This window comes from Eremococcus coleocola DSM 15696, from assembly GCF_000428865.1.
In the GTDB taxonomy this organism is placed as follows: domain Bacteria; phylum Bacillota; class Bacilli; order Lactobacillales; family Aerococcaceae; genus Eremococcus; species Eremococcus coleocola.
The window spans coordinates 38,417-62,304 of record NZ_KE386808.1 but is presented as its reverse complement, the minus strand read 5'-3'; the positions used below and the strand labels follow the sequence as shown (position 1 = coordinate 62,304).

Annotated in this window: 25 protein-coding genes; 4 read left to right on the top strand and 21 right to left on the bottom strand. The window is 38.9% G+C overall.

Annotation, left to right across the window (positions count from 1 at the left end):
* Positions 1 to 100 precede the first annotated feature (100 nt).
* Entirely contained in the window at positions 101 to 1,297 is a 1,197-nt protein-coding gene (locus G396_RS0109305) for an Mbeg1-like protein (protein ID WP_028125821.1), read from the top strand.
* A 74-nt stretch (positions 1,298 to 1,371) separates the two neighbouring features.
* On the opposite strand, the gene G396_RS0109300 is transcribed toward G396_RS0109305, so the two are convergent.
* The 7 genes from G396_RS0109300 to G396_RS10730 all read right to left on the bottom strand — a co-directional run bounded on the left by G396_RS0109300 (position 1,372) and on the right by G396_RS10730 (position 8,816).
* Complete coding sequence (locus G396_RS0109300; protein ID WP_028125820.1) at positions 1,372 to 1,866, bottom strand: hypothetical protein; 495 nt, start codon at positions 1,864 to 1,866, stop codon at positions 1,372 to 1,374.
* Between the two features lie 9 nt (positions 1,867 to 1,875).
* Positions 1,876 to 2,877, bottom strand: coding sequence for a flotillin-like protein FloA (gene floA / locus G396_RS0109295; protein ID WP_006418684.1), 1,002 nt, complete (start codon positions 2,875 to 2,877; stop codon positions 1,876 to 1,878).
* Positions 2,867 to 3,472: an NfeD family protein gene (locus G396_RS0109290; protein WP_028125819.1), complete on the bottom strand. Its 606-nt coding sequence runs from the start codon at positions 3,470 to 3,472 to the stop codon at positions 2,867 to 2,869. Before G396_RS0109290 ends, floA begins: the two co-directional genes overlap by 11 nt.
* Positions 3,473 to 3,503: 31 nt before the next feature.
* The gene (locus G396_RS0109285; protein ID WP_028125818.1) at positions 3,504 to 4,637 is read right to left on the bottom strand and encodes an AI-2E family transporter; all 1,134 of its coding nucleotides are present in this window, start codon (positions 4,635 to 4,637) and stop codon (positions 3,504 to 3,506) included.
* 165 nt (positions 4,638 to 4,802) lie between these two features.
* On the bottom strand, positions 4,803 to 7,412 hold the full coding sequence (clpB, locus tag G396_RS0109280) for an ATP-dependent chaperone ClpB (RefSeq protein ID WP_028125817.1): 2,610 nt from the start codon (positions 7,410 to 7,412) through the stop codon (positions 4,803 to 4,805).
* Positions 7,413 to 7,537: 125 nt separating this feature from the next.
* The gene (locus G396_RS0109275) at positions 7,538 to 7,939 is read right to left on the bottom strand and encodes a hypothetical protein (protein ID WP_006418670.1); all 402 of its coding nucleotides are present in this window, start codon (positions 7,937 to 7,939) and stop codon (positions 7,538 to 7,540) included.
* A 1-nt stretch (position 7,940) separates the two neighbouring features.
* Positions 7,941 to 8,816 (bottom strand): alpha/beta fold hydrolase, encoded by an 876-nt coding sequence (locus G396_RS10730; protein WP_006418679.1) that lies wholly within the window; start codon positions 8,814 to 8,816, stop codon positions 7,941 to 7,943.
* A 102-nt stretch (positions 8,817 to 8,918) separates the two neighbouring features.
* Between G396_RS10730 and G396_RS0109265 the strand changes: the two genes are divergently transcribed.
* Positions 8,919 to 9,731 (top strand): Cof-type HAD-IIB family hydrolase, encoded by an 813-nt coding sequence (locus tag G396_RS0109265; RefSeq protein ID WP_028125816.1) that lies wholly within the window; start codon positions 8,919 to 8,921, stop codon positions 9,729 to 9,731.
* A gap of 300 nt (positions 9,732 to 10,031) precedes the next feature.
* On the opposite strand, the gene G396_RS10725 is transcribed toward G396_RS0109265, so the two are convergent.
* The gene (locus G396_RS10725; protein WP_006418692.1) at positions 10,032 to 10,970 is read right to left on the bottom strand and encodes a YitT family protein; all 939 of its coding nucleotides are present in this window, start codon (positions 10,968 to 10,970) and stop codon (positions 10,032 to 10,034) included.
* Positions 10,971 to 10,982: 12 nt separating this feature from the next.
* On the bottom strand, positions 10,983 to 11,420 hold the full coding sequence (locus tag G396_RS0109255; protein WP_006418688.1) for a hypothetical protein: 438 nt from the start codon (positions 11,418 to 11,420) through the stop codon (positions 10,983 to 10,985).
* A gap of 130 nt (positions 11,421 to 11,550) precedes the next feature.
* On the opposite strand from G396_RS0109255, the gene G396_RS0109250 reads away from it, so the two are divergent.
* On the top strand, positions 11,551 to 13,407 hold the full coding sequence (locus G396_RS0109250) for a fructose-bisphosphatase class III (protein ID WP_028125815.1): 1,857 nt from the start codon (positions 11,551 to 11,553) through the stop codon (positions 13,405 to 13,407).
* Between the two features lie 106 nt (positions 13,408 to 13,513).
* Here the strand turns inward: G396_RS0109250 and G396_RS0109245 are convergent, their stop codons facing one another.
* The 4 genes from G396_RS0109245 to G396_RS0109230 all read right to left on the bottom strand — a co-directional run bounded on the left by G396_RS0109245 (position 13,514) and on the right by G396_RS0109230 (position 17,835).
* Complete coding sequence (locus tag G396_RS0109245) at positions 13,514 to 15,352, bottom strand: heavy metal translocating P-type ATPase (protein WP_028125814.1); 1,839 nt, start codon at positions 15,350 to 15,352, stop codon at positions 13,514 to 13,516.
* Positions 15,353 to 15,645: 293 nt separating this feature from the next.
* Positions 15,646 to 16,230: an MgtC/SapB family protein gene (locus G396_RS10720; RefSeq protein WP_051221276.1), complete on the bottom strand. Its 585-nt coding sequence runs from the start codon at positions 16,228 to 16,230 to the stop codon at positions 15,646 to 15,648.
* Positions 16,231 to 16,576: 346 nt separating this feature from the next.
* Positions 16,577 to 17,326 (bottom strand): class I SAM-dependent methyltransferase, encoded by a 750-nt coding sequence (locus tag G396_RS0109235; RefSeq protein WP_028125813.1) that lies wholly within the window; start codon positions 17,324 to 17,326, stop codon positions 16,577 to 16,579.
* Between the two features lie 23 nt (positions 17,327 to 17,349).
* Positions 17,350 to 17,835 carry an acyl-CoA thioesterase gene (locus tag G396_RS0109230; RefSeq protein ID WP_028125812.1) on the bottom strand — a complete coding sequence of 162 codons (486 nt, stop codon included), beginning with the start codon at positions 17,833 to 17,835 and terminating at the stop codon, positions 17,350 to 17,352.
* A gap of 159 nt (positions 17,836 to 17,994) precedes the next feature.
* Here G396_RS0109230 and yaaA point away from each other — a divergent pair, with 159 nt between their 5' ends.
* The gene (gene yaaA / locus G396_RS0109225) at positions 17,995 to 18,720 is read left to right on the top strand and encodes a peroxide stress protein YaaA (protein ID WP_028125811.1); all 726 of its coding nucleotides are present in this window, start codon (positions 17,995 to 17,997) and stop codon (positions 18,718 to 18,720) included.
* Between the two features lie 128 nt (positions 18,721 to 18,848).
* On the opposite strand, the gene ndk is transcribed toward yaaA, so the two are convergent.
* The 8 genes from ndk to G396_RS10715 form a co-directional block, all read right to left on the bottom strand.
* On the bottom strand, positions 18,849 to 19,268 hold the full coding sequence (gene ndk / locus G396_RS0109220) for a nucleoside-diphosphate kinase (protein WP_006418695.1): 420 nt from the start codon (positions 19,266 to 19,268) through the stop codon (positions 18,849 to 18,851).
* Positions 19,269 to 19,348: 80 nt separating this feature from the next.
* A complete protein-coding gene (locus G396_RS0109215; RefSeq protein ID WP_006418657.1) occupies positions 19,349 to 19,534 on the bottom strand; it encodes a hypothetical protein in 186 nt (61 codons plus the stop codon).
* Between the two features lie 247 nt (positions 19,535 to 19,781).
* Positions 19,782 to 20,504 (bottom strand): hypothetical protein, encoded by a 723-nt coding sequence (locus G396_RS0109210; protein ID WP_345917265.1) that lies wholly within the window; start codon positions 20,502 to 20,504, stop codon positions 19,782 to 19,784.
* A 41-nt stretch (positions 20,505 to 20,545) separates the two neighbouring features.
* Positions 20,546 to 20,896 (bottom strand): hypothetical protein, encoded by a 351-nt coding sequence (locus G396_RS0109205; RefSeq protein ID WP_162139979.1) that lies wholly within the window; start codon positions 20,894 to 20,896, stop codon positions 20,546 to 20,548.
* Between the two features lie 216 nt (positions 20,897 to 21,112).
* Positions 21,113 to 21,913 carry a DUF4097 family beta strand repeat-containing protein gene (locus tag G396_RS0109200; protein WP_028125808.1) on the bottom strand — a complete coding sequence of 267 codons (801 nt, stop codon included), beginning with the start codon at positions 21,911 to 21,913 and terminating at the stop codon, positions 21,113 to 21,115.
* A 131-nt stretch (positions 21,914 to 22,044) separates the two neighbouring features.
* Positions 22,045 to 22,476 carry a hypothetical protein gene (locus tag G396_RS11640; RefSeq protein ID WP_028125807.1) on the bottom strand — a complete coding sequence of 144 codons (432 nt, stop codon included), beginning with the start codon at positions 22,474 to 22,476 and terminating at the stop codon, positions 22,045 to 22,047.
* A gap of 701 nt (positions 22,477 to 23,177) precedes the next feature.
* Positions 23,178 to 23,414 (bottom strand): TipAS antibiotic-recognition domain-containing protein, encoded by a 237-nt coding sequence (locus G396_RS12180; RefSeq protein ID WP_428829646.1) that lies wholly within the window; start codon positions 23,412 to 23,414, stop codon positions 23,178 to 23,180.
* Between the two features lie 73 nt (positions 23,415 to 23,487).
* Positions 23,488 to 23,888: Rib/alpha-like domain-containing protein (locus tag G396_RS10715; RefSeq protein WP_034908020.1), on the bottom strand; the 401-nt coding region annotated here is incomplete at its 5' end.

Genomic DNA, 23,888 nt, shown 5'->3' with positions numbered 1-23,888 from the left:
CGTGTGTATTGGCCATAAGACCGCTTTTTATTGTACAATAGTCCTAACCAGATATCAAGTCTTTCACCCGATTTATTATATTACCTTAAAGGAGTTGCTTATGGACATCATTAATCATTATCTCAAAGACTGGGGTACAGATACCTTCTGGCAAAGACCCTTGAATGACCTGGATATCGTTGCACTCAATGAATTAGTCTATCTCCCCTTCAATCTCTACTTCCAACAAAAAGATCGTTGGACTCTAATCGATCTTTGCCATGCCTTCAATCTAAACGAAAGTGTCCATATTGTAGATAATCCTTTCTTAACCACGCCGGACCGGCTCAAGCTGTTTTATACACTAGCTAATAGCCCTCGCTTTGCCAACATAATTTGTCAAAATTTCACCGAAGTCATTGACCCAGACAGAGAAATGCAGTTTTGTGCCATGACCTTCCAATTAAAAGAAGATTTAAGTCTCATTTCCTACCGTGGCACTGACGATACCCTGATTGGTTGGAAAGAAGATTTAAAAATGGCCTACCAGGAAACTGTCCCAGCGCAACTGGCGGCCCGGGATTATTTTGAAAATTTTGCCCAAAGCCACAGTCATGGAAAATATATCTTAGTTGGTCACTCAAAAGGTGGCAATCTTGCCCTCTTTGCAGCGGTCTTCTCCAAACAATATTATCAAGACCGTATCCAATCCATTTATTGTTTAGATAGTCCCGGTTTACAAGCTATCATTTTAAAGAGCCAAGCTTATAAGCGGGTACGCCGAAAAATCAAACGCATTGTCCCAGAAGACTCCTTAGTTGGTTATATGCTTTTTCATGACTGTCATCCCACCATTATAAAAAGTCATCAACGAGGTTTTTCCCAACACGATTGTAAACTTTGGCGGGTTCAAGACCAAGCCTTTATCCCTTGTCCAAAAAATTCACGGTTAAGTCAGATAATGGACCAAGCCTTAAAAATTTGGGTTGATCAAGTTCCGAATGAAGATCTAGATTTTTTTGTTGAACACCTCTTCCAACTACTCGACCAAATGAAATATACCACCCTCAATGATCTGGAAAAAGAAAAGTCTGTCCGTGATTTTCTCCATAAATTAAGAGGCGTTTTTGGTAAATCTGACCCAGAAACCCGCCGCAAATTAGAAGGTATCACGGGGCAACTCCTCAAAGCTTGGCACCAAAGTAGTCACCAATGGAATCTTGCTTCCTACCAAACCTGGAAAAGTAATCTAGCTTGGGACTTCTCAAAATCTAATTTAGAAGTGTTCTTTGCCCAATTTAATTTTCTGCAAAAATAAGCCAAACAGGAAAGGACTGAACTTTTTTCGTTCAGTCCTTTCCTGTTTGATTTGGCTTTTTATATTTAATCCACTTAAAACCGTTTAGACCGCTTTGCAAGCGGTGGATTTAAAATTTCAGACCAAATGACTGCCTGTTGGATATTAGGAACCTGTTTTTTCCGTTTAACCGTCACCGGCTTAACCGGACCTTTTGCACTCAGCTGAGGCTTTTTTTTCAACTGCTTAAGCTCACGCTTGGCCTTATGAACCTTTTGTGACACCTTTATCTTGAGGTCTTGGTCTAGGAGGTCATCCACTTGAGCCATTAAATCCTTGGATTCCGCTAAATCCAAATCTAATAACTGATCAACCTCTTTAAAAAGTGGATCCCGATGTTTTGCCTTAATATCATTTAAAGCAGGGACTAGATTTGTTTTGGCTTTTTTTTGACTAAGATTAATTAACTCTTGTCTTAACGTATGTTTGGGTGAACGTGACGCAGCCACTTGACGTTTATACTCCTCTTGTAAAGCATCTAACTGGACATTTGCTTGATCGATCAAGTCTTTAAATCTGTCAAAAAGCATTCCTCTCACCTACTCTTGGATTTGTTGGGTACTGTCAGAATCAGTATCCGTTCCATTTTCAGCAATTGCTTCCCGCATCTTTGTATCAGATTGAATATTCTTAAGGTTATAATAATCCATCACACCTAAGTTTCCTGCCCGGAAAGCCTCTGCTAAGGCAAGCGGCACTTCAGATTCGGCTTCAACGACCCTAGCCCGCATCCGTTGGACTTCGGCAATCATTTCTTGTTCTTCAGCCACTGCAAAAGCCCGACGTTCTTCTGCTTTAGCTTGAGCTACATTCTTATCAGCCACCGCTTGGTCTGCTTGTAATTTAGCCCCAATATTCCGGCCGACATCAACATCCGCAATATCGATGGATAGGATTTCAAAGGCTGTACCAGAGTCTAACCCTTTACGCAAGATAGTTTGGGAAATTGAATCGGGATTTTCTAAAACAACCGAATGAGTTTCGGCCGAACCAACCGTGGTAACAATACCTTCACCAACTCGGGCAATAATTGTTTCTTCACCTGCCCCACCGACTAATCGTTCGATGTTAGCACGAACCGTTACTTTAGCCTTGGCCTTTACTTCGATCCCATTACGAGCCACCCCAGCAATAATTGGGGTTTCAATCACCTTAGGGTTTACCGATACTTGAACGGCCTCAAAAACATTCCGTCCTGCCAAATCAATGGCTGCTGCTTGTTCAAATTCTAGGTCAATATTTGCACGTTGCGCCGCAATTAATGAATCGACAACTTGGTTAATGTTCCCACCGGCTAGGTAATGAGCTTCTAACTGGTTGGTATTTAGACTCAAGCCTGCCTTGGTGGCTTTAATCAAGGGTTGAACAATGATGGCTGGTGAAACACGCCGGATCCGCATCCCAATCAAATCACCAATTCCTATCTTTACACCAGAGAAAAAGGCGGTAATCCACAAGCCTACAGGCACAAAGTGGAAAAATAAAATCAATAAAAATAAAATCAGGACTAAAACGACAGCTAACCCAATATTAATATCCATCTTCTACTTCCTTCCTTACATAAATCTGCGCACCAGAAACTTTGACCACTCGAACCCACTCGCCTGCGCGAATTAAATCTTCTTGACTAATGGCCTGACGAAAATCCCCAGAGAAATCTACCCGCCCGACGGGACGAAGATCATTAAGAACCCGACCACGAGCTCCTATCAAATTACTTAAATCATCGTGACTGGAATAACCAGATTTTTGGTTCAAGCTCAGGTTTAAAACTAAGCTGCCCGCCATGACTGGTTCTTTACCACCCCTTAAGTAAGCGTAGGTAAGAAAACCAGCAAAGATTAAAGCAAGCACCATTAGGGTCAAAAAGTATTCAAGGGTCAACATCGATTGGTATAATCCAAAGCCAGCTAAAATTAAGCCTGCAAAGCCGAGGAGACCGGCTGTAGGTGTGAATAATTCTAAGACAAGGACAAAAATCCCAGCGACAAAAAATAAATAATCACTCCAGCCATTCTGCCAAACTTCAAAAAATACGGCAAAACTAACTAGGGATAAAATACCAAAAAGCCATGAGGGGCGAATAAAAATTGCGGTTACCACAAGTAATATTCCGAGAAAGAAAAAAAATAACATAGGTCTCTCCTCTCAAGTACTTTTAGACAATTTATTTTATCGGTTGCATTTGCGCTTCACGATAAGCCACATCATTTTTAATCAAGGTATACAAGGTAGAAGTAATTGGTACGGCGAAAAGCATTCCCATAATTCCAAATAAACCACCGCCAACTGTGACAGCCGCTAATATCCATAAGGCTGGTAGACCTAGTTTACCGCCAACTACTTTTGGATAAATAATATTACCCTCGATTTGTTGTAACACTATAATGAAAACCAGAAAGGCTAAGCCCTGTAAAGGAGACTGAACTGAGATTAAGAGAAAACCGACTACCCCAGAAATATAGGCACCTAGAACAGGAATCACCGCTGTCACACCCGTTAAGGCTCCAATCATACTTGGATAGGGAAAACGGAAAATCATCATCCCAATTGATACTAGCGACCCAATAATGAGGGCTTCAATTAATTGTCCTCCGATAAAACCTGTAAAAGACCGGTTGGCTACGTCTAAGACATAATGGAGACGACGACACCAGATTGCTGGTAGGTAGGCTTGGCCTAAGCGGTTAAATTGTTCAGCCAACTTCTCTTTAGAAAGGAGAATATAAATAGCTAACATGAGAGCTAAGATTCCATTCACGATTCCACTTAAAGTCGTAGTAATCGTCGCTACAGTCCTACCAATGAGATTTTGTGAGAGATTATTTAAGAATTCTACCAAACGACCCGTAATATTTTGAATGTCAAAGTTTTCGGCGGCTTGAGCCAAGGGTGGGAAGAAATCCTCATGGTCGACAATAAAACGTTGAACTTGGTCGACCAACTTAGGAATCGCATTGACAATTTCTAAGACGACCGACACTAATTGCGGAATCACCAGATTTAGGACAAAAACCAAAACAAGCAGCACGGTAATAATCGCCAAGAGTAAGGAGACCGGACGCCGGGTCTTTTTAACCCATTTTGCATCCGATTTTGTAAAATAAATTTTCTCAATTTGCTTCATAATAATATTAAAAATAAAGGCCAGGACCCCACCAATAAAAATGGGTTTGAGGACATTCAAAGCAGTACGGAAAAAAGCAAGAATGACTTGATGGTTAAGTAAAATTAAGATAATAAAAGCAATAAAAATAATATATTTAATTAATAGTCGGTCGAGCCGATCATCTTTTTTCATAAGGCAACTCCCTTCAAAAATATTATAACATCAAAGTTATCATAAGCTCCAGCAAGAACATCAATTTTTCATTTATTTTTCCCTTTAAACAAAAAAGCAGAGCCCATCTTCTAGATTTTCTTAGAGAAAAAACTAGGCTTAGCTCTGCTAATTCAATTAGACCGATTAAAGGGTCGGATTTAAGACTTGGGTGTCAAAGGTCAAGTGATCATCCACATAGTCAACCTGAATGGTTGAGTTCGGCATCACTTTACCAGCAATAATTTCTTTGGCCAAAGGCGTTTCCAACTGTTTGGTGATAAAGCGTTGGAGTGGCCGTGCACCATACAAAGGATCGTAACCAGAATCCGCCAACCATTCAACTGCTTGGTCAGTCAAATCTAAGTGAATATCTTGTGCTTGAAGACGGCTTTGGAGTAAAGCCACCATTTTCAAGACAATCTTAGACATATTAGTCAGGGTTAATGGTGAGAACATAACAATGTCGTCAATCCGGTTCAAGAATTCTGGCTTAAATTGTTGTCGTAAGATTTGTTTTACTTGTTGGGTAGTTTGGTCTTCGATATGACCTTGGTCATCCACCCCTTCTAAGAGGAGATGAGACCCAACATTAGACGTCATAATCACGACGGTATTCTTGAAATCAACTGTCCGCCCCATTGAATCGGTCAAACGACCATCATCCAAGACTTGCAAGAGAATATTGAAGACATCTGGATGGGCTTTTTCAATTTCATCTAACAAAACAATGGTATATGGATTACGACGGACCGCTTCAGTTAATTGCCCCCCCTCTTCGTGACCAATGTATCCTGGAGGGGCTCCGACTAAACGAGACACGGTGTGTTTTTCCATGTATTCGGACATATCAATCCGAATCATATGGTCTTCAGAGTCAAAGAGTTGTTGGGCTAAGGCTTTAGCCAATTCAGTTTTACCGACCCCAGTTGGACCTAAGAATAAGAAGGAACCAATTGGTTTAGAAGGATCCTGGATACCAGCCCGTGACCGTAAGACAGCTTCAGTGACCCGTTCGATGGCTTGGTCTTGGCCAATCACGCGTTGAGCTAACACCTTATCTAAGTTCAATAACTTAGTCCGTTCACCTTCGACTAATTTAGAAACCGGAATACCCGTCAAACGACCGATCACTTTAGCAATTTCTTCATCAGTCACAGATTCTTGGGTTAACTTATGGTCACTTTCTTGTTCTGCTTCATTTAAGGCTTTAAGTTCTTTTTCCAATTGCGGAATCATACCATGACGGAGTTGAGCTGCTTTTTCTAAATCGTAATTTGATTCAGCTTCTTCTAAATCATGGCGAGCTTGGTCTAATTCTTGACGTTTATTGCGGAGAGCATTGATGGATTCCTTTTCAGTTTCCCAACGCATCTTCAATTGATTGGCTTGTTCTCTTAAGTCAGCTAATTCTTCTTGAAGAATTTCCAAACGCCGTTTTGAAGCATCATCCTCTTCTTTTTTGAGGGCTGCTTCTTCAATTTCTAAGGTCATCAAGCGTCGATTAACTTGGTCCATTTCTAAAGGTACAGAATTTAATTCCATCCGGATAGTGGCACAAGCTTCATCAACCAAGTCAATAGCCTTATCAGGTAAAAACCGGTCGGTAATATAACGATTAGACAAAGTTGCGGCTGCCACTAGAGCCCCATCATGGATATTTACCCCATGGTGGATTTCAAACCGTTCTTTTAAGCCCCGCAAAATCGTAATGGTCGCTTCCACATCGGGTTCTTTAACCAAAACTTTTTGGAAACGACGTTCCAAGGCTTTGTCTTTTTCAAAGTTTTGCCGATATTCATCCAAGGTCGTCGCCCCAATACAGTGGAGTTCACCCCGGGCAAGCATTGGTTTTAATAAGTTGCCCGCATCCATAGATCCTTCCGTTTTACCTGCCCCGACAATGGTATGGATTTCATCAATAAAGAGCAAGATTTGGCCTTCTGATTTTTGAACTTCTTTAAGAACTGCTTTCAAACGTTCTTCAAATTCACCCCGGTATTTAGCCCCGGCAATCAAGGCCCCCATATCTAGGGAGTAAATCTCTTTATCTTTTAAGTTATCAGGGACATCCTTACGGACAATCCGTTGGGCTAGACCTTCAACAATGGCCGTTTTACCCACCCCAGGTTCCCCGATGAGGACTGGGTTATTTTTGGTTTTGCGGGTTAAAATCCGGATGACATCACGAATTTCTTCCTCGCGCCCAATGATTGGGTCCATTTTATTATTTTTAACCGCTTCATTAAGATTTACGGCATATTGTGACAAAGCTTCATAAGTTTCTTCAGCATTTTGTTGAGTCACGTGATCGCCTCCTCTAATTTCATCAATCTTAGCCTTTAAGTCAGCTTCCTTTAAGCCTTGTTGGGTCAAAAACTCAGTGAGCGGATTATGCTTTTGTTTCATTAAAGCTAAGAGGACCATTTCTGTGGCAATAAACTTATCCCCATTGTCCTCAGCTAATTGACCCGCATCCGCGATTAATTGATTCATCCGTGGACTAATGGCTTGGCCATAATTCACATTGGATCCGGAAACTTCCGCAATTTTATCAATTTCATTCTCAACCAGACGCTTAAAGGCTTCGGTATCAATATTTAATTCATCATATAAGTGTTTCGCAAAATGGTCTGCTTGTAAGAAAACCAACCATAAATGCGGTAAATCAATTTCTTGGTGATGACGACGCATCGCAATTTGTTGGGCTTCGCCAATGGCTTGTTGCATGGTCGTAGTCATTTTATCAATCATCATGTCACAACCTTTCTCGTAACTTTGATATTGGTCAAATAAAGTCAAACTTTTTCTTCTAAAAAAATTGCTAAAAGCTTATTTATAACTTTTAACAATTCTTAGTATATACCTTTAGTCAAAAAAGGTCAAATATTTTTATGGTTTTGGTCAAACTTTTCTCCATCAGTTAATTGAGAGGCCTGGTCATCATATAAGTCTAAGAAGAAATCAAAGGATAAGGATTGTAATTTAATTCCTTCTAGCTGATTAACAAAGCTAGGTAACTCTTGTTTTATTTCTTCTATAAAGCTTAAGAGACTGGATAAATCTATCTTTATCTGCGACGTACGAGTTAAATAGATATCCTCTACATACTCTAGGAGTCGGCGACGGTCTGCTAACATCAGTTGGGGAAAGCCAGTTCGAATATCCGTCGCAATATGACTTTGGGCTACTTCGATAAGTAACAATAATTGGCAATGTCCGACTGGCGCCGGGCTCAGATGGTTTAAATTAATGGTATGGGTTAGTAATTGAGCGCGAGACACCTCACCCCTCCTCACTTTGAAAATCTATAAATTGATAACGTTGGCGAATTAAGTCAACCGTGTGGGTCCAAATTTCTTTTTTATCATCTTTATAAAGGTAAGCCTGACCTAAAAAGATTGCTGCTTTATATACTTCTTTATAGTCTACTTGATGGGCCTTGCCAACTTGAGGGTCAAAATATAAGTAATTTGCAAAAGGTTTTTTGACATTCATTTTAATGAATTCCTCGGTTAGATTATATTCAACAAAATGATCCTTGCAGCCGTGCCAGAAATAAAGTGGCATATCTTTTAGATTGTCTTTATGCAATGACAAGTCTAAGGCAAAAAATTCTTGGTAAAGACCCAAGGCTTTCAAGAGTCTATTTTCGTCGTGTAATAAGGTTTCGGCATTCAACTGACTATCATCTTGATTCATCCGGATTAAATGACGGGCTAATTTTAAGAGTTGGGGTGAACCCATTAAGACTGCAGCCGATTTTATTCCAAAATTTTGGCTAAGGAGCATACAAGAAGTAATCCCTCCCATTGAAATCCCTGCAACCGCCACATAGTCATCCTTAATTAAGTTCTGGTCACGGTAGGCTGCGACTAATAACGGAAATTCTTTGACATTCGCCAAAATGGTTTCAATAAATTCTTGGTTATCAAAGGGAAGGTCTTCTTGACGGCGCAGGCCATGATGAAGACAATCTGGTATTAGCACCCGGTAGCCTTGTTTGGCTAACTCAAAACCAGCAGCCGCACACTCTTCACGGCAGGAAGTCCAACCATGATAGAAGACCACTAAGGGTCGCGCTTGGTCTATCCCCTCTTGGGCAACAAACTCTAAGAGGGGTATCGATGCAACTTTTTTTTCAATAATTTCAACTGACATGGTCGACTTCTCCCTATTCACAGATTTACTTTAATATAGTAAAAAAATTTTACAAAGTCCAACAATTCGCTATAATAAAGTGTAGTAGAAAGGGGTAGCTGCATGCAACAACACCTAATTGCCATCGATTTAGATGGCACCACCTTAAACGACCAAGCCCAATTAAGTGAAAAAACGATTGAAACCCTACGCAAATTGGACCAATTAGGTCATTTAGTTTGTATTGTAACCGGTCGACCTTACCGGAATAGTCGTGATATATACCGCCAAATCGGCTTAGATAATCCCATTGTAAATTTTAACGGTGCTTATTGCCATTATCCTAGTCGACCAGCTTGGCTAGGCGGATATCATTATGAATTGGATAAAGAAATTGCCTTTGATTTGCTAACCAAACAGGATGAGTTAGGAATTGACATGATCTTGGCTGAAGGAAAAGAACAACTTTATTCTTCCAACCTAAATATTCCAGACAGTCCCTTTTTCCCAAAGGATTCCAATCTTATTGCTAGCCTGAACCGTAAATCCCTTTTAGATAATCCGACTGCCCTTACTATTCTTTGTGCTGAAAGTAATATGAAGGTCATTGAAGACAGAATTATTGCTCATTATGGGGATAGTGTTTCCGTTAGAACTTGGGGTGGAGTTTTACCTTTACTAGAAGTCATTCATGCAGGAATCTATAAGAACCGCGGCGTCCAAGCCATTGCCGATTTTTATCATATTCCTCTCCAAAATATCTTGGCTTTTGGAGACGAAAATAATGATTTAGAAATGCTCCAATATGCCGGTTTAGGGGTAGCCATGAAGAATGCTGTGCCAGAAGTTTTAGCTGTGGCAGATGCCGTGACCGATTATACCAATGACCAAGATGGCTTAGCCTTATTCTTGGAAGAATATTTTAATCTGAAATAATCATTTAATAGAAAATAATTAAAGCTTGGCTAATTGTAGGCCAAGCTTTTTTATTATCGACTTATAAAAATCGTCTCAAAGATGAAGGAAATTTGAGCGGAAGGTTAAGAATATTCTATGGTTTTCGCTAGAATGGGTGGATTGTATTCGGTGAATCCAGCGATGGACTTGAGATCATGCGTTCACCGATTTTGCCAGAAACTCTAGATTATTCCCACCCCAAAAACTAAATATATCAAAAAGCACGAATAAAAAATGAAGGGAGCTGGGCTTTTTGCCCGCTCCCCGAATTGTTATAAATTAGGATTCGTAAAATTTCCGGCTGTCTGTCATACCGGCTTTCATTTTATCCATTCTTTCTTGTTGCTGCCGGGTTAAGAAATGACCATTAACCCGGATTGATTTAATAATATTGACGAAGGCCTTGGGATCGACTTCTTCCACGGCCATTTCTAAGTCGAAGAGTTCATACCGGTTAATCACAACCATTAAAACCTTTCGTGTCGAATTAGAATAACCCCCGTAGGCATCCAAAATAGTAATTCCCCGATGAAGATTGGCATAAATTGACTGAACCACTGGATTAACCTCACTGGTAACGATAAAAACAGTTAAACGTTCTTCATTCGTATGGATGATATTAATCATATAAGAAGTAACGAACATAGAAATTAGAGTAAATAGGGCTAACTCTAGCGAATAAATGGCCGCTGAAAAGCCAATAATAATCATATTCATCATAAAGTTCAAAGAGCCCACATTCATCCCAGTCTTACGGTGAATAACCATTGAAACAATATCTAGACCACCTGAGGACATCCCATAACGAATTAAGGGTCCAATCCCCACACCGGCAATCACCCCGCCGACAATGGCATTCAACAAGGGTTCGGATGAAATTTGAGTAATCGGGATTATATTTGACGCTAAAGATGATACGGCAACCACAACTAGGGTTAGGAGGGTGAATTTACGCCCTAATTGCACCCAGGATAAGATGATAACTGGAATATTCATTAAGAAGTAAATTGTACCAGTTTGCACCATGATAGGTTGGGGGAGGAGATTTTCCAAGGCATAGGTTACTAACTGGGCGAAACCAATTAAACCACCAGAATAAATATGACCCGGAATTAAGAATAAATTCAAGGACACCCCAAAACAAAGGGATGAAAATAAAATCAAAAGAACCGTAAAAACATAATTTAAGGCTGGATATTTTACTAGTAGACGATTCATCACAAGAACTACCTACGCTTTTTTGCCATCGAGGCTGGTCTCAAATTCTTTAACTAAGTTTCGAGCAATGCCAGATCCCATAATCATGGTTTGATAAAGAGGTTCTGGATCTTGACCCACCCGCATCAAGGTCCTTAAAAAGATTTCGCCATCGCCAGCTAAGAATAGATTATAATAACCGGTCCGCATTTCATTAAGCTGGTTAATTAATTCTAAAGCTTGACCTTCTTGCGCCCGATCTTTCATATTATAGATATTACGATAGATTACTTGGGCATCAGCATAGTCATCTTGACCACCCTGAATAATTACTTCAATGGCTGAGGCACGATTTTTTTGAATTTGGAAATTCATACGATGTAACATATGTCCATTTTCAATTTCTTGGCTTTTAAGTGGCACCTTTTTACTATTTAAAAGTTGAACAAAATTATCATTAATCACAGACATTCTATCACTCCATTTCAGCTTATATAAGTCAGTATAACATATCAGGCTTAAAGTCACAGAAAATATATCCCAAATAAAATTTTTCTGTTATAATCTGTTTAAACAAATAAAAAGGAGTTGGATCCTATCTATGACAAGTTGTAAAACTTCGGCTGATTTAACAGAAATTATTAACCTTAAAGCCATTCAAGCCTTACCTAAAGCAACAGAACACTTTATTTCTGATATTCATGGTGAATTTGAAGCCTTTGACCATCTTAAACGATCATGTTCGGGTATCATTTCTATCAAAATAGCTGAATTATTCTCGGGAGAATTAACCCAGAAAGAACAAAATATTCTCTGTTTTACTATTTATTATCCCGAAGAATTTATTGAGAATAAAACGTATTCTTCAGACCAATGGAAGGTCTTACTGAACCGACTGGTTAAGGTCACCCGCCATGTTTCAAGTAAATATACCCGGTCCAAGGTACGTAAAGCCTTACCAGAAGAATATGCCTACATTATGGAAGAACTCCTTTATCAATACGACCAAGATTCAAATAAACAAGCCTATTATGACGCTATCTTCCAGTCGATCATTGATTTGGACCTAGCCTCCCACTTTGCGGTCAGTCTAGCTCGGGTTATTCAGCAATTTGTAGTAGATCACCTGCATATCTTAGGTGATATCTACGACCGGGGGTCTCATCCAGATTCCATTATTGATGCCCTGATGGAAGTGCCTAGCATGGACTTACAATTAGGTAACCATGATATCATCTGGATTGGAGCTTATTCCGGTTCCCTCGCTCTTTTAGCTATCGCCTTACGGATTTCCTTACGCTATGGTCATATTCGTTTGTTAGAAGAAGGTTATGGTATTGATTTATCGCGTCTTGCTAAATTTGCGGATAAATACTATGAAGATAACCCCGCCTTCCATCCAAGAGGCATTGATAAAAATTCGATTCGTCCCGATAAATTCCTATCGATTACCAAAATGCACCAGGCTATCTCAATCATCCAATTTAAACTAGAAGGTCAAATCATCGATCGCCGTCCCGACTTTAAGATGGATGACCGCAAACAATTACATATTATGAATGAAGACTATAGTCAGATTACAATTGATGGTCAAACCTACCCCATTGAAAATGGGTGTTTCCAATTAGTAGATCCAGAAAAACCGTACGAATTAACCCTAGGTGAAGAACTATTAATTTTGGACCTTGCCAATCAACTCCAACACTCTAAACGGTTCAAAAAACATATTGACTTCTTAATGAGTCTGGGCCAACTTTATACTTTGAATAATGGGAACCTACTTTTCCACGGTTGCATGCCTTGTCTACCGAATGGCGATTTTATGCCAGTGACATTCCAAGGCAAATCCTATAGAGGTCGATCTTTAATGGATTTCTATGATCAAGCCATTCATGAAGCTTATAACCACCCTGAAATTACCGACGATCATGCCACCGATCTGGTATGGTATATCTGGTGTGGTGAAGGGTCAACTCTTTTTGGCAAGAAAACGATGAAAACCTTTGAACGATACTTCATTCCAGATAAGACTACCCATAAAGAACCTCAAAATCCTTATTATGAATTCCGTAATCATGAAGACTTCTGTGTTAAACTCTTGCAAGAATTTGGTTTAGATGAATCAGGTTACATTGTTAATGGTCATACCCCCGTTAAAGCCTTAAAAGGTGAGCGTCCAATTAAAGCCCATGGCAAGTGTTTAGTTATCGATGGGGGCTTATCCCGGGCCTACCAAAAAAAGACTGGCTTAGCTGGCTACACCCTGATTGATAACTCAAATGAAGTTTATTTAGTGGCTCACCACCCATTTACAAGCCGGGCAAACGCAATCAAAAATCTCCAAGAAGAACTTCCACAACAAGAAATTGTTTTTAAACGGGCAACCCGGAAAATGGTGGGCCAAACAGATATTGGCCACCAACTCAGTCAACAAATCAATGACCTCTTAGAAAAATAAGCGGGACTCGATTTTTACCTTGCTCCATTTAAAAAATCCTCAAAGTAATGGAAACTGGACCCTTTGACCCAGTCTCCTACTTTGAGGACTTTTTATTTTAACTTTACTATTTCTTTTCTTGAGGTTTGCCTGCTAATAAGCGAAGGCCATTTAAAATGACTAAAATCGTTGACCCTTCATGACAAGCTACCGCTAAAGGTAGAGGTAAAACGCCAAATAGATTTAAGCTAATTAAAAAGATGATAACCCCCACCGCAAAAATCATATTTTGATTAATAATATGATTTAAATGGTGACTCACTTGATAAGCATAGAGCAATTCTTGCAAGTTGTTCTTAGCAATTATCACATCGGATGATTCTAAAGCAACGGCTGAACCGGCCCCCATACCAATTCCAATATCTGCAGCAGCTAGGGCCGGCGCATCATTGATGCCATCCCCAATCATACCTACAATCGCTTGCGTCTTTTGAAGATCAAGAACTTGATTGTATTTATCTTCCGGCATCATCCCAGCTTCAACATGGTCAATCCCAACTTCATGAGCAACAGCTTGAGCTACTTGAAGATTGTCGCCTGTTAACAAATGAACATCCACCCCGGCCGCTTTAAAGTCATTCACTGCTGCTTTAGCTTGGGGACGTATTTGGTCAGATAAGGCAAAGTAACCGACAATTTGATCCTTATCAGTAACTAAAACGACTGAATGGTTGGCTTGATAAGCTTGGCGGTAATTGTGGGGGTCAGCAAATTCGGTAAAATTGGCCGGTTTACCAATCATTAGGTCCCCCATTTTAAGTCCTTTACCCGCAACTTCTTCAACCTTAGCTGATTTACTTAAAGGATGAATATCCATTTTGTCCAAATAAGTGACTAAAGCTTTAGCAATCGGATGGTTAGATTCTTGTTCCATGGTTATCACTTGAGCTAAATAAGCAGGATCAGCCATTTGAGAATCTACCACGGCAAAGTCCCCCACCGTTAAAGTCCCAGTCTTATCACTTAATAAAACAGACATTGAAGCTAAAGCTTCTAGGGCAGCACCCCCCTTGAAAAGAATGCCATGACGAGCCCCATTAGAGATAGCAGACAGGGTCGCCGGCGTCACAGAAGCCACCAAGGCACATGGACTGGCCACCGTTAGGAAGACCATCCCCCGGTAAAAGGCCTCTCTAAATGGTAGGCCTTGCCATTGCATCAATAGAAAAATGAAAAGTGGCACTAATAATAAAACGGCGGTCACATAATAAGGTTCTATTTTATCAATACGTTTAGAGACCCGGGAAGGACGTTCTTGAGCTGTTTTAACCATTCGGATAATATTAGAGAAGATGGTCTGGTCGGCCGCTTTAGAAACTTCCAGATTAAAGGCATTTCCTTCATTGACTGTTCCGGCAAAAACTTCAGCTCCCGCTTCCTTGGCTACCGGCACAGATTCACCCGTCAAGGCTGCTTCATTTACTTGGACCACTTGGTCTGCATAACCATCAATCGGAACTTGGTCGCCTTTAGAGACTAAAACGCGGTCGCCTACTTGGAGGCTCTCCGTTTCAACCTCTAAAACTTCACCAGAAGCTTGGATTTTCTTAGCTTTTTGAGGCACTTGATTCATCAAGGCTTTAATTTCCTTGGTAGATTTTTGGTTGGCATAGTGTTCTAAGTTTTCGGCTAAGTTAAAAATAAAGAGTAACATGGCCCCTTCCATTTCATAATGGATCAAAGCCGCTCCGACCGCAGCTAGGACCATCAATAAATCAACATTCGGTTTTCTTTTTTCAAAGGTATCGATGACAGCATGATGAGTCGATTCATAACCTAAAAAGATCATTGCAAGATATGTGACATAGGCTTGTAGGGGTTGGGTCAAGAAATAAGCGACAATAAACAAAAGTGTTCCAGCGACGAGTAAACGACCAGATTGCGTTGATAAAAAGTACTTTACCATAGTAATCCCTCCTAAATAATCTTTTACCCTTAATAAAAAATATCGCAAAAATAAGACATAGTAATACGTCTCACAATTGCGCTCTTGAGCGAACTGCTATGATTGGCGACTAGCCAATCATCCGGCTGCATGGGTTTCCACCGCTTGTTCATTTATTAAGTTGTTTTTCTATACTTGTATTATAGGTTAATTATTATTCAAATACAAGTCTTAATTGTAAAGATTCTAAATAGTAATTACTACAGATTAACCTTGACCGCCACGTTATCTTGCGACCTTAGCTTGGACACACTTTATTCCATTTGGCTACTAATCAAAGTAATTTCAATGCCGGTTTCTGATTTAAATTCTTCCAAAAACTTAGCTCTATCTGACCCATTCAAACTAGCCGATAAATAATATAAAGACTTAGCCTGCCCCTGTAATTCATGGGGGTGGAGACTGGAAATATGAATATCTTTTTTATGACAGAAATTGAATAAATTCATGAGGGCATTCTCGCCTGATAAGTCCACAAGCGCTTCAATATAATCTGACCGACTTTGAATCCGGTCTTTAATAGGACTAAAAGAAACCAAAATGATGACGATAGCAATTGTCACAACAATAGCCGCTTCATAGAAGCCAATACCAATCGTCAAACCTATACAAGCAGCCGACCAAAGTGAAGCAGCCGTGGTAAGGCCCCTAATTTGATTCCCTCGGGTGACCAAAATCGTCCCCGCCCCTAAAAAACCGATTCCAGAAATGACCTGGGCTGCCATCCGGGTCACGGACGAGGCTTCATAAAAATCATAAGCATAAACATTGGTCATCATCACCGTACATGCCGTCAAACAAACCAAGGTATGGGTCCGCAAACCCGCTGACCGGTTCACTTTTCCCGTTCATAACCAAGAATGGCACCTACGACTATCGCCATAAGCACTCTGACTGAAATGGTAATAAAATTAAGCGCTTGAAAATCTAAATCAACTAATTCTTGAAAATTCATAATCTCCCTCCTTTTCCTCACTTAAATAGTTAATTATTAATATAAATCATTGAATTGGCTCACCTTTGTTACTAAATAACTATAGCTATATTTTATCATTTCTTCAGAAATAAGCTATTAATATAGGCAAGGAAAAAGCAGATAGATAATAGAAAATTGTGAATTTTCCATTACTAACCTGCTTCTAATTGGACAATTAATCAAATTTTTTAATCCATAATTATCATATATTAAATTGATTTACTTAAAATTAAAGCATAGGACATACATTCATCAATATTGGCTTCTGAATAATACTGCATGGTCTTGTAATCCATTTTACCATTTGGAAAGACTGCATCTACCTTTAAATTTGCCTGACTAGCCAAAGCGCTCATTCGGTCCGGCTTGTAACACCTTAATTTTTGGACAAATGATTGCTTGCTTGATATTTGAGTCCAAGTATCTACCATGGCCTGGTCTTTCTCATCAAAAGCATAGACTCGCTTAAAATCAGAACCCAGAGCCATCTGCTGACCCGCTGCTTTTCGCCAGTAGTCAGGCTGGTAAACCTCAATATACGCTCTACCCTCAGGTTTCAACCAAGTATGAATCTGTTTTAAGAGCTTCAATTGATCGTCATCACTGCCTAGGCCAAAACCATCTAAATAATACACTAAATCAAACTTTTTAGATGGTTGAAATTGATAAAAATCAGCCTGGATAAACTCTACCTGACTGCCATACTTTTCTTGATTGACTTGAGCAATTTGATGAACCGTCTCATCAAAATCGAGCGCCGTTACAGTAGCTCCACGTAGATTTAAGTCAATAGCTACTAATCCTACACCAGCCCCCAATTCTAGGGAAGTATAGGGGATATTTCCTAATCTTTTAATCATCAAATCTGTTTGTTCTTGATAGTTTTCTAAGGTCATTTGACTGTAGAAGTCTTTCAAAGCAGCTTGGGTACCTTTATAAAATGTCTCATTTGTGTTCATTAATCCACCACTAACAAATTTTATTACATATCATCCTTAACGCCAACGGCTACCATTCGAGCTTTGGCACGGATTACTCCTTCGGCTTCCATTTCCATATTGACGATTATCTTGCGTTCACCAATCTCTTCTGGCCGTGCCCTAACGGTAATCAGGGCATCAATTGGGATAGGCTTCTTAAAGTCCACTTCGAGTCTTGCTGTGATATAACGACCAATCACGGTATCTTCTGTTAATTCCAAGCCCTTTTGATGGTGGTTAAACCATGCGGCTGATGCAGTCCCATGACAGTCAAAAATCATAGCAATCATACCACCGTATAGGTTTGCTGGAACACCACCGGTATATTGTGGATCAGATTTAATTTGGCAAATAGTCGTTTCACCATCCTCGCTTGGATAGGTATGGAGATGTAAGCCGTCTGGATTTTTAGGGCCACAACCCCAACAATGTTGGAAACGTTCACCGTAGGTATCTTGAATGGCAATTTTATGGGCATGTTCAGTCATTTTTCTAAGCTCCTTTTTAATCAAAATTTATATATTAATTTTATCATTATCCTATCATTAAGGCAATGGGAGCGTTTTATTTTTTGTTGAATGTTATGAAAAATATCAAATTCCGTTATATTCCTGTATAATAAGTTAAACACCCTAAGGAGGTCTTGTATGCAAATTATCATCTCCCCTGCCAAAGAAATGAACTTAGTTCACCCACTTGCTCAAGACTGGCAGCTAAGTGCTGAAAGCCAAGAAATTGTGACTCACTTAAAGAATTTAAGTCCCAGTGAATTAAAAAAGACGTTAAAAATCAATGATTCGCTTTTGACTGAAAATTTAGCCTATATCCGGGCCTTTGATAAAACCATAACATATAAGGCTATCGATATGTACCATGGTTTGGCCTACCGCTGGATGGACCTTGACGCTTTGGATCAGTCCGCCCTAACCTATCTTGATGACCATTTAACCATCCTATCTGCCCTTTATGGCCCGGTTCCCGCTAATCAGGCCATAAAGCCCTACCGTTTAGATTTCACTACTTCGCTAAAGCTAGGTAAAAAAAGTTTAAAGGCTTATTGGAAACCGGTCTATAATAAAACTTTTACAAAAGGAGAGACTATCCTAAACCTAGCCTCTGATGAGTTTTCTAGCCTATTCAAGCAAACAGATTACCAGTGGATTGATTTTGAATTTCAAGAATTAAAAGAGGGTAAGGTCAAAAAGCACTCAACCATTTCCAAAAAAGGACGCGGTCGCATGGTTAAATTTCTCGCCCAGCATCAAATTGTTGATCTAGCAAAAATTAAAGACTTTAGCGAAGACGGCTACTACTATAAGGCTGACCTATCCAAACCGGACCTATTTGTCTTTGAACGTCTGGCTGACAATTGATTTTTGCCAATGAGAGTAAATAAAAAATAACCCGAATAATATTAAATAGTCCCCCTTAAAGTTGGACCTAAAACTTCCACTTAGGGGGACCATATTAGCAAGGTTATTTTAATTTTCTAAGGATAAATTTATCCTTCACCAAACCAAATATTAATTTCACGTTCAGCGGATTCAACTGAGTCGGAACCATGAACCACATTCCGCATATCTCCATTTTCATCAGGGCCCATGGCAAAATCTGCCCGAATAGTTCCCATATCAGCTTCGGCGGGATTTGTAACCCCCATAGTCTTGCGCCAAGTTTTCACCGCATCCGGACCATAGAAAGTTCCAACGACTAGTGGCCCTTCCATCATATATCTTTCAATTTGATGGTAAAAAGGCTTCTCTAGTAAATCTTCATAATGGCGAGCTAAAATTGCTTTGTCAGCCTGACGCATTTCTAGCCGCGTTAATTTAAAGCCTCGTCGTTCAATTCGCCGTAATACCTCACCGACAAGTCCACGCTTAACTCCATCTGGTTTCACAATAAATAATGTTTCTTGCATAAGCATCCCTCACTATTTTTTATTTTATTGTAGCATAAATATGTCAATGGAATAAAGCGTTATCATAGCTTTTATTACTCTTAGTATTGATTAATCATTTGACATTCTGCTTCTTGACGACTAATTTCCCCAGCATTACACCATGCCATTAATTGGACATCATGATTATTTAATTTATAAAATCGTAAAATAATCAAGGATATTACCAGGCCGATCGCAGACACAAAGCAGGATGCTGCCCACAATTTATCGGCACAACCAGCCATTTGTTGGGCATTTTCTCCTGATAGAAAACTACTGATTGATAGTGTAATCGCACCTAAGTACTTTATCTAATTTAACCATCATCTAATAAATTTCAGCTTACATCCGACCAAAGAATTAAGTTTTTTTGAATGTTTAATATAAATAAAGAAGTATGCAAAATGAATCATTGACTATAAAACTTCAATAAAATATAGCCCCCTTAAAATTGAATAAAAACTCAATTTTAGGGGGCTAATAAATATGTTTTTAACTTTTATCCTCTAAAAACTTAAAGATTTGATTATTAATTTCATCTAAGACATCCTCATAGTCTTTGCTATTGATATTCCCATCAATTAAGTTGGTTAAGAATGGTGAGGAAACTCTTAGATCAGTTAAACCTAAGTGGCCCACATCCGTTACATGATAATTAATAAATTTATCCTGATTGGCGTCGAGTAACTTCACATTCGTATGATACTCACTATCCCCTAGCTCTGGTAGTTTATCCCAAAGGGCATCGGAATAAATTTGCAAGACTGGCAAGGGATACTCTTCCTCAATGAAATTAAATTGATTTTCATCCGCACTGATAATATCCCCAAAGAAAGGAGCTTCTAACGATACAATTCCCTTAAATAATTGAGGCTCTTGGCGTCCAATTTCTAAAGCCGCCGCCCCACCTAAGGAATGTCCGGCTAAGAAAATTGTATCCTTATCAATGGGTTGATTAATCATTGATTCGAGTTGATTATCTTCTAACTGGTCAACTAGATATGCCATATCTTCTACCTGTAAACCCACCCATTTTCTAAAATTATCTAAGCATTCTTGATAATTTAGCCCTTGGTTTTGAGCCAGAACTTCTTGCATATAAGCCATATCCACATTGATAATTTTGCCATCGGATAGGGTCGTAAAGAAGCTGTGGTAAGGATGAGATAAAGACATGACTAGATAACCCTTAGCAGCTAATTGTTGGAAAAGAATTTCATTAGACTGGTCAATCCCGAAAGACCCATGGGAGAAAATTAAGACTGGTAAATTTTTTTTGAATTATTCTTAGGACACCAAACTCGTACGGGAATTTCCCGCTGACCTTTTTCCGTTTCATATTCCTTATAGGCCGTTTCATGCTTAAGATAAATTATCTGACTCTCAACCTCATCAGCCACGCCAGAATCAATTTGTCCAAAGGGTGGAAATACAAAAAAGAACAAAGCCACAAATACCATAATTAAAGAGCCCAAAAGCCCCAATAATTTCTTCCAAAGAGGTCTAATCTTACGAAAGAGAAAGACAAAGAAGCCGATCAGCGCTAGGATAGCTAAGAGCAAGAATAAATAATACATCAACAAATCTTCCAATAATTTATTAATCATATTAATAATACAAAGTTTAAGAAGCTAAAGTCAACCTAATTCCTATTATAATAATAAACTAATAAAATTGTTATAGTTGCTCTCAGTTTAATTTTGCTATAAATAATCATCTAACTTTTCATTTCAAAATTTTAAGATTGCAAATCAAAGGATAAATGCAGCCACTTATATAAAAAAAGTCCAAACTGTCATTAGTCTGGACTCCCTATTATTTAATTATTGAATATCCACGTTACCCATTGAGGCCTTAATATCAATCACGGCATCATATTCTTGACTAGAGTTGCCATCGTTATTGACAGAGATATCTCCCATATCTGCATCAGTTAAATACTTATAATTACCATCATACATCTCAAGATCAACTGATCCCATGGATACTTTCATTTTAACAGTACCCTTACTAGCCTTCATCGAACCATCGAAACTTCCCATATCTAAATCTAAGTCAGAATCTCCAGCAAGTTCGACCTCATCAAATGCAATTGATCCCATATTTAAGTCTGCGGTTAAAGCACCTAAATTAGCATACTCTGCAGTTAAAGACCCCATTTGAAGGTCAAGAAGAGTCTGTCGAGATTTAACCTCTGATACAGATAGTGACCCCATATCCAGTTTAAAGGTCATTTGATCTAGGATATAATCCTTGGGGATTCGCACCGTAGTTAGAGCGAGAGAGTTATGGAAGAAGGGAAAGTCTACATGCGCAAATTTTTTACCACTATCTGTTATTCGAAGGGTATCGCCTTCTTGGTTGACCTTTATTTGCACTGCTTGATTGGAATACACTGGATACTCCACTTCAATCATAGGTTCATCACTGGGCTCAATCATAACTTCGTTCAAATTCAAGTCAATATCTAACGCTTTGATATCTTTATAATTATCAAAGTTTTGGGTATCCATCTCTTTTACATTCGATCCCAAAACAAAGCGACCTCCTGTTAAATAGAAAATACAAATACCAGCAAGGATAAATAGTAATAGCGCTTTCAAGGTTTTTATGATGACTCCCATGATTTTACCACCTTTCTTTGAGTACTGCTTAACTGTCTTTATTATATGAACTTGTCTTGATTTATTAATTAGACCTAAGTCGGATAGTTACTTTTTTACATTCTATTTGTCAAAAACCACTGATAATTCTCCTAGAAATTCACCTGAGAAAACATATAATAAATTGCAGAAACAAGCCCATGGGCCACCATAGCCGATAGAATATCTCGTCTTCGTTGGAGAAAGGCAAAAATGAAATAAAAAACAAGTGAAAGAATCAAGCTAGAAATCACACCTGCAACCAGGCCCTCATTCATAAACACGTTTGTTTGCCTAACGATTGCAAAAGGTAAGATCATGCCAATCCAAGTTAAGTAATTGGCATATTTATTCGTCAAATTTCCTTTAAAAAGATGGAGAGCTAAGGTATAAAAACTTGTTCGTAACGCAATTTCTTCAAAAATTGCACTATCTAAAGAAAGTATCAAAGCATGGATGGACCAATTAGGGGTTGGGGCTAGATAATTGATTTTTATAATAAAGTTTATCCCAGCTCCAAGTAGACCACAGAGGATCCCAATCAATACACTGATTAACCAAGCCTTATTTTTCCATGAGAAATAAAAACGAGGTCAGACTCAGGATAAACCTCTTTTAAACGGAAAAAATTAAGACTTGCCAGAAAGGTTAATAAAATGGGCATAAGCGACCACCAATTAAACCGATAGAATTCCCAAATCAGGTGCCGATCTATTTCAGTCAAAGCCACTAAATAGGTCAATAACATAGCATTACCGATGGCTTTTTTATTGGGCAACTTGTAGTCAAATAAAAGTAAAAGGTTAATTCCTAAAATATACAAATGGAATAAGTTCCCCGTAAGAAAGGTAGCATCCAAGGGAAAGTAGATACACACGAGTGAAAAAACTAATAAGAAAATTAATAGGAAACCTATATAATACAAACTGGGGGTATTATTTTTCGACATGTAATGCCCTCACTTTCTATGATCGATACAATGTAGAATCATATAATAGGATGTCAAATAATCAAAGCACACATCATAACTTCATTCATAAATAAGTTACTGTAACAAGTCACTCCCTTGGTAAAAGGCTTGAATCAATCAGTTTAATCCAATCACAATTGCGCCTAAAAAGATCAAATGATTTTTCTCATAATTTAATGATAATATATCACAAATCATTAAATAAATGTATATCTAAAGCCTTGTGATGTTAACAAAAATCAAAGTAGCCCAGGTGGCTTAACCTGGGGCATATTCTTATTTATTCACTCTACAATATTCACTCATCGCATCCCAAGCATATTGAGCGGTTCCTTGATCGAATTGATCAATATTCTCTTTAAAGCGGTTATCCTTCACGTAGCCTTGTCCAATTTTATCAAAGACCTCTAAGCTACAATCAAAGGCATATTTACAAGTGCAACTATTACTATTTACCAACATCACTTGACATAGAGCCTTAATAATTCGAATTTCCTCAAATTGAAAAATCAAAAAAGCTAAGCAACGATGTTGCTTAGCTTTTTTGTGTATCCCGAATAACTCGTTAATACTTGCTCAATTACTCTTACTCTTCTTCTTTGCGACATTTAGTAGCAACTAGTCCTAATCCTGATAGGATTGAAAGTGCTGCAGCACCAAAGATATGAGCTGACATTTCTTCACCTGTTTCAGGTAGCATACCAGCTTTATCCGCTTGAGTTGCTGAATCAGCGTTTGAAGTGTTTGAGTTTTCTGTTGAGTTATTTGAACCTGGTTGATCAGCACCTGGTTTAGTTGGATCTTTTGGATCTTCCTCACCTGGGGTTTCTGGATCTTTTGGATCTTCCCCACCTGGGGTTGTATCCTTAACTGTGACTGGTACGTCTACGATTTCACTTGATCCATCTGGATAAGTTATTTCAACTTTTCCTGTGTAATCTCCTGGGGTATTTGTATCGATTGTGCCTTCTGGAGTGACATCTTTGA